Source organism: Streptomyces sp. NPDC030798 (genome assembly GCF_055572275.1).
This window is the reverse complement of the sequence record NZ_JBVIDR010000002.1, coordinates 438,828-453,713: the sequence shown is the minus strand read 5'-3', so window position 1 is coordinate 453,713 and position 14,886 is coordinate 438,828. Positions and strand designations below refer to the sequence as shown.

The 14,886-nt window shown below is 73.0% G+C and carries 11 protein-coding genes; 3 read left to right on the top strand and 8 right to left on the bottom strand.

Annotation, left to right across the window (positions count from 1 at the left end):
* Window positions 1–17 precede the first annotated feature (17 nt).
* Window positions 18–284, top strand: a complete 267-nt coding sequence (gene rpsT, locus ACZ404_RS06535; RefSeq protein WP_055710488.1) for a 30S ribosomal protein S20 — start codon at window positions 18–20, stop codon at window positions 282–284.
* A 282-nt stretch (window positions 285–566) separates the two neighbouring features.
* On the opposite strand, the gene holA is transcribed toward rpsT, so the two are convergent.
* The 8 genes from holA to leuS form a co-directional block, all read right to left on the bottom strand.
* Window positions 567–1,556 (bottom strand): DNA polymerase III subunit delta, encoded by a 990-nt coding sequence (gene holA, locus ACZ404_RS06530; protein WP_468436513.1) that lies wholly within the window; start codon window positions 1,554–1,556, stop codon window positions 567–569.
* A gap of 145 nt (window positions 1,557–1,701) precedes the next feature.
* Window positions 1,702–1,947 (bottom strand): hypothetical protein, encoded by a 246-nt coding sequence (locus tag ACZ404_RS06525; protein ID WP_468436511.1) that lies wholly within the window; start codon window positions 1,945–1,947, stop codon window positions 1,702–1,704.
* A 10-nt stretch (window positions 1,948–1,957) separates the two neighbouring features.
* Window positions 1,958–2,821, bottom strand: a complete 864-nt coding sequence (locus tag ACZ404_RS06520; protein WP_468436509.1) for an arylamine N-acetyltransferase family protein — start codon at window positions 2,819–2,821, stop codon at window positions 1,958–1,960.
* 28 nt (window positions 2,822–2,849) lie between these two features.
* Window positions 2,850–5,519: a ComEC/Rec2 family competence protein gene (locus tag ACZ404_RS06515; RefSeq protein ID WP_468436507.1), complete on the bottom strand. Its 2,670-nt coding sequence runs from the start codon at window positions 5,517–5,519 to the stop codon at window positions 2,850–2,852.
* Window positions 5,516–6,616, bottom strand: coding sequence for a ComEA family DNA-binding protein (locus ACZ404_RS06510; protein WP_468436505.1), 1,101 nt, complete (start codon window positions 6,614–6,616; stop codon window positions 5,516–5,518). The genes ACZ404_RS06515 and ACZ404_RS06510 overlap by 4 nt, the downstream gene beginning before the upstream one ends.
* A 119-nt stretch (window positions 6,617–6,735) precedes the next feature.
* Window positions 6,736–7,581, bottom strand: a complete 846-nt coding sequence (locus tag ACZ404_RS06505; protein ID WP_468436503.1) for a DegV family protein — start codon at window positions 7,579–7,581, stop codon at window positions 6,736–6,738.
* A gap of 72 nt (window positions 7,582–7,653) precedes the next feature.
* On the bottom strand, window positions 7,654–8,397 hold the full coding sequence (locus ACZ404_RS06500) for a hypothetical protein (protein WP_468436501.1): 744 nt from the start codon (window positions 8,395–8,397) through the stop codon (window positions 7,654–7,656).
* 183 nt (window positions 8,398–8,580) lie between these two features.
* The gene (leuS, locus tag ACZ404_RS06495; protein ID WP_468436500.1) at window positions 8,581–11,460 is read right to left on the bottom strand and encodes a leucine--tRNA ligase; all 2,880 of its coding nucleotides are present in this window, start codon (window positions 11,458–11,460) and stop codon (window positions 8,581–8,583) included.
* 401 nt (window positions 11,461–11,861) lie between these two features.
* Between leuS and ACZ404_RS06490 the strand changes: the two genes are divergently transcribed.
* Window positions 11,862–13,187, top strand: coding sequence for a cytochrome b/b6 domain-containing protein (locus ACZ404_RS06490; RefSeq protein ID WP_468436498.1), 1,326 nt, complete (start codon window positions 11,862–11,864; stop codon window positions 13,185–13,187).
* Window positions 13,184–14,794 carry an NADH-ubiquinone oxidoreductase-F iron-sulfur binding region domain-containing protein gene (locus tag ACZ404_RS06485; protein WP_468436496.1) on the top strand — a complete coding sequence of 537 codons (1,611 nt, stop codon included), beginning with the start codon at window positions 13,184–13,186 and terminating at the stop codon, window positions 14,792–14,794. Before ACZ404_RS06490 ends, ACZ404_RS06485 begins: the two co-directional genes overlap by 4 nt.
* Window positions 14,795–14,886 lie beyond the last annotated feature (92 nt).

The following is a 14,886-nucleotide window of genomic DNA, read 5'->3' as shown; positions in this document are numbered from 1 at the left end:
CCTGAAAAGGCTCCTTCGTGGCGAACATCAAGTCCCAGATCAAGCGGATCAAGACCAACGAGAAGGCTCGGCTGCGCAACAAGGCCGTCAAGTCCTCCCTGAAGACCGCGATCCGCAAGGCCCGCGAGGCCGCTGCCGCGGGTGACGTCGAGAAGGCCACCGAGCTGCAGCGCGCTGCCGCGCGTGCGCTCGACAAGGCCGTCTCCAAGGGCGTCATCCACAAGAACCAGGCCGCCAACAAGAAGTCGGCGCTTGCTTCCAAGGTCGCGTCCCTCCAGGGCTGAGCTCTCCCTTTGATCTGACCGCCGGACGGACCCAGAGCGGGCCCTCTCTCATCCGCTCCCGCCCGGCACCCCAGAGCCTGTTCGCGGCCTGCGTTCGCCACGCGGGAACGGGCTCAACAGCGTGAACCACAGACCCCGGCATCCTTCCCTTCCCCAGGGCGGGTGACGGGGTTTTTGGCTGTGCCGTCGCTCGCCACCGAGCGAGTCGGGCGGTGCGGCCGCTGAAGGGGTCTCGGCCGCAGCCCCGTGCCCGGTTCGGGGCGGGCGGGGCCCCGAGGACAGCTAGCCGCGCCCGCGGGACCGGGCGGCCCTCGAGATGATCACGACCGCCTTCTCCAGCGCGTACTCGGGATCATCACCCCCGCCCTTCACTCCGGCGTCGGCCTCCGCGACGGCCCGCATGGCCACTGAAACCCCCTCGGCCGTCCACCCCCGCATCTGCTGCCGCACCCGGTCGATCTTCCACGGCGGCATCCCCAGCTCCCGGGCCAGATCCGCCGGCCGTCCGCCGCGCGCCGACGACAGCTTCCCGATGGCCCGAACGCCCTGCGCCAGCGCGCTGGTGATCAGCACCGGCGCCACCCCGGTGGCCAGCGACCACCGCAGCGCCTCCAGCGCCTCCGCCGTCCGGCCCTCCACCGCCCGGTCGGCGACCGTGAAGCTGGACGCCTCGGCCCGCCCGGTGTAGTATCGCCCGACGACGGCCTCGTCGATCGTCCCCTCGACGTCGGCGACGAGCTGCGCCACCGCCGAGGCCAGCTCGCGCAGGTCACTGCCGATCGCGTCGACCAGAGCCTGGCAGGCCTCCGGCGTGGCCGACCGCCCGAACCCTCTGAACTCCCCTCTCACGAACGCCAGCCGGTCCGCCGGCTTGGTCATCCTGGGACAGGCCACCTCCCGCGCGCCCGCCTTGCGCGCGGCGTCCAGCAGCCCCTTGCCCTTGGCACCGCCCGCATGCAGCAGCACAAGGGTGATCTCCTCCGCGGGCGCCCCGAGGTACGCCTTCACGTCCTTGATCGTGTCGGCCGAGAGATCCTGCGCGTTGCGTACGACCACGACCTTGCGCTCGGCGAAGAGCGAGGGACTCGTCAGCTCGGCGAGCGTGCCGGGCTGCAACTGGTCCGGGGTCAGGTCCCGTACGTCCGTGTCGGCGTCGGCGGCCCGGGCGGCGGCCACCACCTCCCGCACGGCACGGTCGAGCAGGAGGTCCTCCTGGCCCACGGCCAAGGTCACCGGGGCGAGAGGGTCGTCATTCGCAGTCTTTCTTGCCATCACTCACAGCATCCCACGCGGCACTGACAACGGACCGGCCTCGGCACCCCGACCGGTCCCGGACCCGACCCCGACTCCGTCTCGGGGTTCCGCGGCTGCACCGTGACCGGGCCCTCTCCGCGATCCGGCCGGGGCCCACCCGAGGTCACGGCTCCTCGCGCCAGCCGTCCCACTGCCCCGCGAACGCGTCCAGTTCGGCGGCGTCCAGGCGTCCGTCCTCGTCGCGCAGGAGCACCAGCCACTGGGCGTCCTCGGCGTCGTCCTCGCCGGCCAGGGCGTCGCGGACGAGCCGGGGCTCCTCGTCGACGCCGAAACGCTCCCCGAGCGCGTGAGCCGCCTCCTCGGCGGCGTCGCGGTCGGGCAGCACCAGCACATGTCTCACATCGCTCACGGGCCCATTCTCAACTGTCGCGGTCCCGGCCCCGCACCGTGGGCACACCGGCCAGTTCCACGCCGAAGTACTCCCGGTACGAGTTCAGTACCTCCTCGTCCGTGCCCAACTCCTCCGTCTGCTTCGTCCCGTCGGAGGCCGTCGTCGTGAGCGCGCGCCCGCTGAGGGTGATCCGCCCTCCGTCCTCCGTCACCCGGGAGCACACCAGTGACCGGGTGAAGTGCGACCGCGGCGAGGTGCTGTGCCACCAGGCCCCCGCCCTGAAGTCGCCGAGAGCCCTGGGCCGTGTCTCCAGCCGGTACTGGGGCCGGCCGTCCCGCACGACGTCCAGGTCCGCCGCGGCCGGAGCGGCGACGCCGCCCGCCCCTCCCGCGGGACTCGGGCCGAGCACTCCGGCGGGGTCCGGACCGGCTTCCGCCAGCCGGAACGTCCCGCCGGGGTCCGCCTGGTCGCCGCGGTCCGCGAACGCCAGCGGGAAGTGGCTGTGCGCCCCGAAGCCCACGTCGGCGAGCCAGTCACCGCCGTCCGCCGTCCGCACCCGCAGCGCCATGTGGTCGTACGGGATGCCGAGACGTCCCTCGTCCCCGTACACCCGCGCCGCGAGCAGCTCGGCCTCGAAGCCGAGAGCGACCAGCAACGCGCCGAACACTCCGTTGAGTTCGTAGCAGAAGCCGCCCCGGCGGGCGTCGACCACCTTGTCCAGCAGCCGCTGCTCCTCCAGCACGATCTCCTCGCCGAGGTGGATCGACAGGTTCTCGAACGGGACGGTCCGCAGATGGCGCAGGTGCAATTCACGCAGCGCCTCGCTGGTGGGGTGCTGCGGGCGGGTGGCCCCGAGACGGTGGAGGTAGGCGTCTGCCCGTGCTGAGTCCATGCACCCAGTCTGGGCGAACACCGGCCGCTCAGTCTCTCGTCACGCGCAGTTCCCGGTCCGGCCCGCCGCCCCCGCCGACCGCGAGTGCCCCGTCCCGGTCCGTGCGCAGCACCACCGCCCCGCCGGCCCGCAGCGCGGCGACGGTCGCCGGTGCCGGGTGGCCGTAGGTGTTGTCCGCGCCGACGGAGATCAGCGCCACCCGCGGGGCGGCCAGCCGTATCAGGTCCGGATCCTGGTACGCCGAGCCGTGGTGGGCGACTTTCAGCACGTCGACACCGGCCAGCTCGGCCGCGGCCGGGGAATGCAACAGGGCCTGCTGGGCGGGGGGTTCGAGGTCGCCGAGCAGCAGCAGCCGCAGGCCGCCCGAGCGGACGAGCAGGGCGACACTGGCGTCGTTCGGGCCGTCCGGCTCCGGGGCCGGGGCCTGGCCCGGCCCCGGGGCGGCGGGCGGCCACAGCACCTGCCAGCTCAGCGGTCCGGTGCGTCCTTGCTCTCCCGCGGCGGCGCGGGTGAGCGGGATGTGCCGTGCCGCAGCCTCCTTTCTCACCAACGCCGCCTGATCCTGCGGTTCTTCGAAGTCGGTGGTCTCGATCGCGGCCACCGAGCGGCCCCGCAGCACGCCGAGCAGCCCCGCGACATGGTCGGCGTGGAAGTGGGTCAGGACAAGCAGCGGGATCCGGGTGATGCCCAGTTCCCGCAGGCAGCGGTCCACCGGCGCCGGATCGGGTCCGGCGTCCACGACCACCCCGGTCCCCTCCCCCGCCGCCAGCACGGTCGCGTCGCCCTGGCCCACGTCGCACATCGCGTACCGCCAGCCCGGCGGCGGCCAGCCGGTGACCACCCGGGTGAGCGGCGCGGGCCGCACCACCGCGAGCAGGAACAGTACGGCCAGCGCACCGCACCACCAGGGGTGCCGCAGCAGCCGCCGCCCGGCCAGGACGACGGCCACGGTGACCGCCGCCAGCAGCAGCGCCCCGGACCAGCTTCCCGGCCAGTCCACCGCGCCGCCGGGCAGCGCCGCACCGGTCCGGGCGACCTGCGCGATCCATCCGGCGGGCCGGCCCGCGCACCAGGCGAGCAGCCTGGCCACCGGCATCGCCACCGGTGCCGTGGCCAGCGCCGCGAACCCCAGCACCGTGGCCGGGGCGACCGCCACCTCGGCCAGCAGATTGCACGGCACCGCCACCAGGCTCACCCTCGCCGACAGCACCGCCACGACCGGCGCGCACACGGCCTGAGCCGCTGCGGCCGCGGCCAGCGCCTCGGCGAGCCGGGCGGGAACCCCGCGCCGCTGCAGCGCCTCGCTCCAGCCGGGGGCCAGCACGAGCAGCGCCCCGGTGGCCAGCACCGAGAGCAGGAAGCCGTAACTGCGGCCCAGCCACGGGTCGTACAGCACCAGCAGCAGTACGGCCGTGGCCAGGGCCGGGATCAGGGATCTGCGACGCCCTGTCGCCAGGGCGACCAGCGCGACGCAGCCGCAGGCCGCGGCCCGCAGCACACTCGGGTCGGGCCGGCACACGACCACGAACCCGAGCGTGAGCGCTCCCGCGCCCAGGGCCGTCGCCCGCAGCGACAGCCCGAGGCGCGGGGCCAGACCTCGCCGTTCGGTGCGCTGGGCGAGGCCGGGCGGGCCGATGAGCAGGGCGAGCAGGATCGTGAGGTTGCTGCCCGAGACGGCGAGCGTGTGCGCCAGGTCCGTCTCCTTGAAGGCATCGTCCAGGTCCGGCGTGATCCTCGAGGTGTCGCCGACGACCAGCCCGGGAAGCAGCGCCCTGGCGTCCGCCGGCAACCCCTCGGTCGCCTCCCGCAGCCCGGCCCTGAGCCGGCCCGCCAGCCGTTGGGGACCGCTCGGCCCCGCGACGACCTCGGGGGCCGGCTTGCTCCGCACCCGCAGCACGGCCGCCGTCCGGTCACCGCCGGTCAGGGCGGGCGCCAGCCGCCCGGTCACCCGCAGCCGCGTGGACGGCAGCAACCCGAGCCAGACCGAACGCGCACCGCGGCCGTCCTGCAGGGCAGGCACGTCCCCGAGGGGTGGCGCCCGCGGCACCGGAACGTCTCCGCCGACAACCAACAGCACCGGACTCCGCGTCCGTACGCCCTCCCCGTCCCCCTTCTCGATCCACCGCACTTCGCCGCGGGCCAGGACCGCCACGGGTGCCGCGTGATCACCGCGCACCCGTGGCCGGCTCAGCCAGGGGTCGCCGCTCAGCTCGACCTCGGCGCTCACGGTCGCGAACCGCCGCGCCAGCTCGGGCACCGGTCCCCGCCTCACATCCGCCCCGTGCAACCCTGCGGAGGCGGCGGCCGCGGCCACGCAGAGCAGCACAGCGGCGATCGGAGCACGCGACCGGCGAAGCCGCATGAACGGCCCGACCGGCCTCACCTTCCGTCGACCGGACCGGGCTGACCGGGCCGGCCGAGCCGACCCAACGGACGGAACCGACCGAACCGACCCGGCCGACAGCAGGACCGTCCCCGCGATCAGGCAGGCGACCGCGACGCCGGCACTCCACACGGGCGGCATGTCGATGACCAGCGCCGCCGTCCCCCAGGCCGCGAGTGCGGGCGGCACCAGCCGCAGGTCGGCCGGGGCCGGTCGGCGGGGGCGGGCATCGGTGCCTGCTTGCTCCTCGCCGGACGCTTCATCGGCGACCCGACGGCGCCCTGCACGGAGCGAGCGGGCCACCTCGCCGCTCATGGCCGCACCATGCTGCGCAGATCGGCGAAACGGCGGTCGCCGATGCCGTTGACCTGGCGCAGTTCGTCCACCGAGCGGAATCCGCCGTGCCGGGTGCGGTAGTCGATGATGTGCTGGGCCAGCACGGGGCCGACTCCGGGAAGGGCGTCAAGCTGGTCCGCGGTGGCCGTGTTGAGGGAGACCGGGGTCCCGGGGCCCGGGCCCGCCGGTCCGGCACCCGCCGCGGCGCCCGGTGCGGGTGGGACGGGCGCGGCCCCGGCGGGTGCGCCGACCACCACCTGCTCGCCGTCCACCAGGAAGCGGGCCCGGTTGAGCCCCTCGGTGCCGGCGCCCGGCAGTACCCCGCCCGCCGCACGCAGCGCGTCCGCCACCCGGGAGCCGGCCGGCAGCCGCCGGATGCCGGGCCTGCGGACCTTGCCGCTGACGTCCACGACGATCTCCCCCGCCGGTGTCGCGGAGGCGGCCACGGCGCCGCCGGACTTGCTGTCCTCACCCTTCTTCGCGAACGGGGCCTCGGCCCGGACCACTCGAGGGGCGCTCACCGTCTGCGTCCGGCCCGTCCAGAAGTGCTGGACGGCGAACACGGCGGCAATGACGAGGACCACGGAAAGGGCGATCACTCCCCGTCGATCGACCCCGCACCGCGTCTGCAGCCACAGCGGCAGCCGCTCCCTCAGCGCGAGCGCGGCCCGCTCCCGCAGGCCCGGCACCAGAGGTTCCAGCGGCTCGGCACCGCTCAGCGGAAGAGCCGGCTGCCCCTCGGGGGCCCAGGCCGGCCCGACTTCGCCGGCCACCTCTTCTGCCCCGGCAAGGCCCACGGGCGCCGCCCGCAGCCCGGGGGCCACACCCGTGGCCATCACCGTGCGCCCGGTCTGCGCTTCGTCCGGCGGAGCGTTCCCCGACTCCCGCCACTGCACTGCTCGTTCGCCGAAGAGGAGTTCCGCGCGGCGGCGCAGCTCCTCCGCCGGTGCGGGTGCGCGGTGGCGGGTGCGGCGGTGTTCGGTGGGTCGGCGGTGGCGGACGCGGCCGTCGGAGGCGGGGCCGCGGCCCGGTCCGCTGGTCGCGGTGGCGGTGCGTGAACGTGATCGAAGTGCCATGGGACGAGGATCGGACATCCCGTCACTTGGCGATGATCTTGGTCAATTCCCGGGGACGAGCGCCCGGTTGTGGAAAACTTTGTCACCCTCACGAGTGAGCGGTCCTGAGGGCGGAGGCCTCAGCGCGGCGAGACGACCGCTCCCAGCAGCCCTGGTCCGGTGTGCGCCCCGATCACCGCGCCGACCTCGCTGACATGGAGCTCGGCCAGGCCGGGCACCCGGGCCCGCAGCCGGTCGGCGAGGGCGGAGGCCCGGTCGGGGGCGGCGAGATGGTGGACGGCGATGTCGACCTCACCGCTGCCCGCCCGGTCGGCGACGATCTCCTCGAGGCGGGCGATGGCCCGGGACGCCGTGCGGACCTTCTCGAGCGGCTCGATGCGGCCACCGTCGAGCTGCAGCAGCGGTTTGACGGCGAGTGCGGAGCCCAGCAGGGCCTGCGCGGCGCCGATGCGGCCGCCACGGCGCAGATAGTCCAGCGTGTCGACGTAGAAGTAGGCGGAGGTGCCCGCGGCCCGCTTCTCGGCGGCCGTGACGGCCTCGTCCACCGTGCCTCCGGCCTCGGCCGCCTGGGCGGCGGCGAGCGCGCAGAACCCCAGGGCCATCGCGATCATCCCGGTGTCCACGACCCGCACCGGCACCGGTGCCTCGCGGGCGGCGAGCACCGCCGCGTCGTAGGTGCCGGACAACTCGGCGGACAGGTGCAGGGAGACGATGCCGCTCGCGCCGGACTCGGCGACCTTGCGGTAGGTCTCCGCGAACACCTGGGGACTGGGGCGGGAGGTGGTGACCGGGCGCCGCTTCTGCAGCGCCTGGGCCAGGGAGCGGGTCGAGATCTCGGTGCCCTCTTCGAGCGCCTGGTCACCGAGGACCACGGTCAGGGGCACCGCGGTGATGCCGTGGCGCTCCATCGTCCGCGGCGGCAGGTAGGCCGTTGAATCGGTGACGATCGCGACATGGCGGGACATGAGCTGGAGGTTACCTGCCGTGGTGGCGGCGCGGCAGCCCGGCCCCTGCCTGCCGGTCCCGGACGGGCTCGCTCACATGGTGCTCTCGGGGCGCGGCTTCTTCTGCCAGGGGTGGGCGGGGCGTGGCGTCGCCGGGTTGATCGCGGGGGCCGCCGGCTCCTGCGCCGGGTGGGAGGCGGCCGGCTCCTGCCAGGTCTGGGGCCGTGTCGTGGGGGCGTCGGCGGCGGTCGGGGCGTCGGGCCACGGCGGGGGTTCCTGCGCGGTGGGGTCGGTCCGGGTCCAGTGCCGCAGGGCTCCGGCCTCGACGTCGATCTGGGCGCTGAGCGCGTCCAGGTCGTCGTCGGAGAAGCGGCGGGCGCGGTCGCGGGCGGCCCAGCGCAGGGAGTCGGCGGACTTGGTGATGCGCTCGGTGCGCCGGTGCAGCCCGGGCAGCTGGGCGGCGAGGGTGGCCCGGTCCGGCTCGGACTCCAGGCGCTTGAGATCGGCGTCCAGTTCGTGCCCGTGCGCGCTCAGCCTCTCGAAGAGGCCGAGGGACTCCTTCAGCGACTCGTCCTCGGCCGCGCCCACGTACAGGGCGTCGTGGGTGGCGCGCATCGAGGTGCGCAGGGTGAGCCGCAGCTGGGCGATCTCGCCGGCCGGGCCCGGCTGGGCGAAGGACTTCGCGCGCAGGGTGTGGTCCTCGACCGTGCGCCTGGCCTGCGCGATCGTCCGGTCCACGCCTCGCTTGGCGGCGCCGACCGCCTTGACCGTGACATACGCGCCGAGGGCGACGAAGAGCAGGAAGAGCAGAGCGAACACGGTGATCACTGCTTCCATGACGCTCCTCCTCCGGCCGGCACGGCGTGCGCCGCTGCGCTCTCCACGGTAAACGCTGCGGGCAGGCCCGGAGTTCCAGAAAAACCCCGAACCTGCCCGTAGGGGACTACCCCGACGCCCGACGGACCCCGGCGTCAGGCGTCAGGCGTCAGGCGTCAGGCGTCAGGCGTCAGGCGTCAGGCGTCAGGCGGGAACGATGTTCACCAGCTTCGGCGCCCGCACGATCACCTTGCGGATGCCCGCGCCGCCCAGCGCCGCGACGACCTTCTCGTCGGACAGCGCCACCTTCTCCAGCTCCTCCTCGGAGATGGCCGGAGGCACCTCCAGGCGGGCCTTGACCTTGCCCTTGATCTGCACGACGCAGGTCACGGTCTCGTCCACCACGTACACCGGGTCGGCGACCGGGAAGTCCCGGTGGACGACCGAGTCGGTGTGGCCCAGCTTGCGCCACAGTTCCTCGGCGATGTGCGGGGCCAGCGGGGCGACCATCAGCACCAGCGGCTCGGCCACGGAGCGCGGCACCGCGCCGCCCGCCTTCGTCAGGTGGTTGTTCAGCTCGGTGACCTTGGCGATGGCGGTGTTGAAGCGCAGGCCCTCCAGGTCGTGACGCACGCCGTCGATCGCCTTGTGCAGGGCGCGCAGCGTCTCCTCGTCGGGCTCGGCGTCCGCCACGGTCACCTCGCCGGTCGCCTCGTCGACGATGTTGCGCCACAGCCGCTGCAGCAGCCGGAACTGGCCGACCACCGCGCGCGTGTCCCAGGGCCGGGAGACGTCCAGCGGGCCCATGGCCATCTCGTACAGGCGCAGGGTGTCGGCGCCGTACTCGGCGCAGATCTCGTCCGGAGTCACCGCGTTCTTCAGGGACTTGCCCATCTTGCCCAGCAGCCGGGTGACCTTCTCGCCCTGGTAGTAGTAGGCGCCGTCGCGCTCCTCCACCTCGGCGGCCGGCACCGCGATGCCCCGGCTGTCGCGGTAGACGTAGGCCTGGATCATGCCCTGGTTGAACAGCTTGTGGAACGGCTCGGCCGAGGAGACGTGCCCCAGGTCGTACAGGACCTTGGACCAGAAGCGCGCGTACAGCAGGTGCAGCACGGCGTGCTCGGCGCCGCCGACGTACAGGTCGACACCGCCGTGCGGCAGGCCCTCGCGCGGGCCCATCCAGTACTGCTCGATCTCGGGGTCGACCAGCTGCCGCTCGTTGTGCGGGTCCAGGTAGCGCAGCTCGTACCAGCAGGAGCCGGCCCAGTTGGGCATGGTGTTGGTCTCGCGGCGGTACGGGCGCGGACCGCGGCCGTCGCCCAGGTCCAGGGTGACGTTGACCCATTCCTCGTTGCGCGACAGCGGCGTCTCGGGCTGGGTGTCGGCGTCGTCCGGGTCGAAGGTGCGCGGGCTGTAGTCCTCGACCTCGGGCAGCTCCAGCGGCAGCATCGACTCGGGCAGCGCGTGGGCGATGCCGTCCTCGTCGTAGACGATCGGGAAGGGCTCGCCCCAGTAGCGCTGGCGGCTGAACAGCCAGTCGCGCAGGCGGAAGTTGACCGTGCCCTCGCCGATGCCCTCGCGCTCCAGCCACTCGGTGATGCGGGCCTTGGCCTCGGCGACGCCCAGGCCGTCCAGGGAGACGTCGTCGTTGGAGGAGTTGATGATCTTCGCGTCGTAGGAGGCGAAGGCGTCCTCCCACGTCGAGGTGTCGGTCCCGCGGCCGTCGGTCGGCTCGACGATGCAGTGGATCGGCAGCTCGAAGGCGCGCGCGAACTCGAAGTCGCGCTGGTCGCCCGCGGGGACGGCCATGATCGCGCCGGTGCCGTAGCCCATCAGGACGTAGTCGGCGATGAAGACGGGGATCCTGTCGCCGTTGACCGGGTTGGTGGCGTAGGCGCCGATGAAGACGCCGGTCTTGTCCTTGGCCTCGGCCTGGCGTTCCACGTCGGACTTCGACGCGGCCTGCGCGCGGTAGGCGGCGACGGCCTCGGCCGGGGTGGCGTGGCCACCGGTCCACACGTCGTGGGTGCCCTCGGGCCAGGCGTCCGGGGTGAACTTCTCCACCAGCGGGTGCTCGGGCGCCAGCACCATGTAGGTGGCGCCGAACAGGGTGTCCGGGCGGGTGGTGAAGACCGTGATGCGCTCGCCGTCGATGGGGAAGTCGACGCGGGCGCCCTCGCTGCGGCCGATCCAGTTGCGCTGCTGCAGCTTGATGGCCTCGGGCCAGTCCAGCTCCTCCAGGTCCTCCAGCAGCCGGTCGGCGTAGGCGGTGATGCGCATGTTCCACTGGCGCAGCTTGGCCTTGAAGACCGGGTAGTTGCCGCGCTCGGAGCGGCCGTCGGCGGTGACCTCCTCGTTGGCCAGCACGGTGCCCAGGCCGGGGCACCAGTTGACCGGCGCGTCGGAGGCGTAGGCCAGGCGGTACTCGCCCAGGACGTCGGCGCGCTCGGTGGCGCTCAGCTCGGCCCACGCGCGCGTGGCGCCCGGAACCGCGCGCTCACCGGACTCGAACTGGGCGATCAGCTCGGAGATCGGGCGGGCCTTGCGCGCCTCGGGGTCGTACCAGGAGTTGAAGATCTGCAGGAAGATCCACTGGGTCCACTTGTAGTAGTCCGGGTCGATCGTGGCGAACGACCGGCGCTTGTCGTGGCCCAGGCCCAGCCGGCGCAGCTGGGCCTTCATGTTCTCGATGTTGGCCTCGGTGGACACGCGCGGGTGGGTGCCGGTCTGCACGGCGTACTGCTCGGCGGGCAGGCCGAAGGCGTCGAAGCCCAGGGTGTGCAGGACGTTGTGGCCGGTCATGCGCTGGAACCGCGCGAAGACGTCGGTCGCGATGTACCCCAGGGGGTGGCCGACGTGCAGGCCCGCGCCGGAGGGGTACGGGAACATGTCCATGATGAACTTCTTGGGCCGGGCGACCAGCTCCGGGTCGCCGGCCAGGTCACCCTTGGGGTTCGGCGCCGCGTAGGTGCCGTCGGCGTCCCAGAAGTCCTGCCAGCGTGCCTCGATCTCGGCCGCCAGGGCGGCCGTGTAGCGGTGCGGCGCGGCCACCTCGGCAGTGGCAGCGGGGTTCGTCTCGCTCATGATCCTCAAAGCTCCATCGATCGTCTCTGCCTGCGGAAACGAAAAAACCCCTCGCACAGGAGGGGACGCCGCGCCGATGCCGACCACACGGCTCGACCGTGGTCGGTACTGATCAGCGCGGCCCGCTAAGCAGAAGGCGTACGGCACGCATGGCGTTAGGGTACCGCAGGCCTTGAGCAAGCGGCGACGCGCTTCCGTATGCGTGGGGGACATGTCACGAAGCCCGCCAGAACTGAACCAAGGTCAAAACTTACTCCGCGTAACACCCCCTAAGGGACAACATCCCAGGCGCATTGTCCTTTGATAACAACGCAATAACTCAAACCTCGTACTGATCGGTATGGCGCCACTTAGAGTTCGGCAGCGGGACCGCTTTCCCGAAACTGCTCGGAGTTGCCCCCATGAACCCTCGTTCCAGTAACACCTCGCTCCCCAAACCGGGCCGCTCGGCCTATGGGGTGGCGACGGCTGTCGTCCTGCTGCTCATACCTGTGGTGGTGCTCTACGGAGGCACCTGGCTCCAGGACTTCCTGAACTTCGGCGCGGGCGTCCTGTCCCTCGTCAGCCTCACCAGCTCGGTGATCTGGGGTCTGGTCACCCAGGACCGGATCTTCCTCAACACGCGCCAGCGGATCGTGGCCCAGGGCATCCACCGGGTACTCGCCGTCGCCTCGATCGCGTTCCTCCTGGTGCACATCACCATCAAGCTGGCGCTGCAGCACACCGTCCTGATCGCCGCGCTGATCCCCTTCAGCCTCGGCGTCTCGGGCAGCGGCGGACTCATCGGCCTCGGCTCGCTGGCCGGCCTGCTCATGATCTTCGTGGGCGTCACCGGCGCGCTGCGCAACCAGTTCGCCACCCCCGCGCCGGTCGCGGCGCGCTGGCGCGCCATGCACATGCTGGCCTACCCGTCGCTGTGCGCCGCGCTGATCCACGGCCTGTTCGCGGGCCGCGCGGCGAAGCCGTTCTTCATGATCTCGTACGAGCTGTGCCTGCTCGGCATCATGGCGGCCCTGGCGCTGCGCGCCGCGCCCCGCTCGTTCAAGCGCAAGGTCGCCGACCGGCTCGTCGGGATGCTGGGCGGCGAGGACCGGCGCGAGCTCGACGACCTGGACGCGAACCGGGCCAGGATGTCGGAGACGGTGTCCGTCGGCGCCGGCGCGTCCGCGCTGCCGGGCTACGAGCGGCAGGCGGCGTTCGGCGACACCGGCGCCTCCCCCCGCGCGGCGGCGCCCTCCACGTCCCTCTACGACACTCCGGCGCGCCCCGCGACCCCGGAGCCCGCGTCCGGGTTCGCGGCCGCCTACCGGGCCGTCTCGACGCCTTCCCCGTCGCAGCAGCCCTTCGGGGCCGGCCGGACCGCGCGCATGGACCTGCCGCCGGACATGCAGGCGACGGAGGCGATGCCGCGCGTGGACGGCCCCTCCAGCACCTCGGGCAGCTGGCCCGTCCCGTCGCCGCCGCCGGTCGGCGAGGCGCCTCCGTCGGCGTACGACCCGCTCGCGGACACGGGCTACAACACCATCCCGGTCTACAACAATTCGGGTGCAGGCGGGTACGGCGGGGGTGATGTGTACAACACCGGTGAGACGAACGCCGGCTTCGGGACGTACAACTCGAACGACACGTACAACAGCGGTCCCGCCAATGAACCAACCCCCGGTGCGTCCTTCGACACGCCGGGTTCGGGCGAACCTTGGAACATGCCTTCCGGAGGCTATAGGTGAACGAGGCCCTGCCCGACGTCCCCGAAGTCCGCGTGGTCGGCCTTCCCCAGCTCACGTCGGGTTTCGACCTTGTGGAGCGGCTCGATCTGCCCATGCACCTGAAGGTGCACGGGCCGCTCGACCCCCTGGGCGGCGAACAGCTCGCCCAGCTCGCCGAGCGCATCAGTCTCAAGGGCCGCGGCGGCGCGGGCTTCCCGTTCCACAAGAAGCTCCGCTCGGTCGCCGACTCGGCGATCAAGCGCGGGGTGCGGCCGGTCGTCGTCGTCAACGGCAGCGAGGACGAGCCGGCCTGCCGCAAGGACACGGTGCTCATCAACCGCGCCCCGCACCTCATCCTGGACGGCGCGCTGCTGTGCGCCGAGGCGCTCGGTGCCCGCACCCTCGTCATCGGCGTCACCCGCGAGTCCACGCAGCGCTCCATGGAGGCCGCGCTCGCCGAACGGGGCCTGAGCAACAGCCGCAGGTCGGCTCTACGCGCGTGGGTGCAGCGCAACCCGGTGCGCATGGTCACCGGCGCCGCCGCGTCGCTGATCCGCTCGGTCGACGGCGGCCCCGCGATCCCGCCCGGCCGCAAGATCAGCGCCTCGCAGAGCGGCGTCGGCGGGGCGCCCACCCTGCTGTCGAACGCGGAGACCTTCGCGCAGCTCGCCATCGCCGCCCGCATCGGCCCGGAGCGCTACGGCAACACCGGCCTGTACGACGAACCGGGCACCGTCATGCTCACGGTCTCCGGTGCGGTCGCCCGCCCGATGGTGCTCGAGGTCCCCACGGGCGTGCCGCTGCGCTACGTCCTGCAGCTGGCCGGCGCCCCACCGGTGCCGCAGGGCGTGCTGACCGGCGGCTACCACGGCAAGTGGATCGACGCGGCCACCGTCAACGAGGCGATCGTCTCCCGCAACTCGCTGGACGCGGTGGGCGGTTCGCTGGGCGCCGGCGCGATCCTGCCGATCAGCCAGGAGACCTGCCCGCTGGGCGAGTCGCTGCGGGTGGCTCAGTGGCTGGCCGAGGAGAGCGCCGGCCAGTGCGGACCCTGCTACCTGGGGCTGCCCGCCGCCGCTCGCGGCATGGAGGACATCCTCAACGGCGGCGGACCGGCCGCCCTGGAGGCGCTGAAGCAGGTCGCGAAGAACGTGAAGCGGCGGGGGGCGTGTTCGCACCCGGACGGCTCCGCGATGTTCCTGGAGTCGACGATCAAGGCGTTCACCGACGACCTGGCCGCACACGTCCTCGGGAACGGCTGCGGACGGCCCGTGGAGGGCGTTCTGCCGCTCTTCGAGGGCGGCAAGGCCCCGACGGGCATCCCCGGCGGCGGAGAGCCCGCGGAGACCGGCTCCAGCCGCCAGAAGATCTACGTCGACTGGACGCTGTGCCGGGGCCACGGCCTGTGCGCGGACATCCTGCCGGAGGTCTTCGAGCTGGGCGCGGACGGCTTCCCGACGGTGGCGCAGGCGCAGGTGCCGCGGTACGCGGAGGCCAAGGCGCTGCGCGCGGTGCGGCGCTGCCCGGCGCTGGCGCTGCGGATCGAGGAGGACACGCGCGGGCAGGCACCGTCGCGCAACCTTCCGGTGCTGTCGCAGGGACGCGGCCGCCGCGCCCTCGGACGCTGAGCACACGAACGGCGGGTCACACCGGCGACCCGCCGTCGCGTCTTTCGGGCCACACCGTGCCCGACGACAACCCGGAACACGCCGAAGGCGGA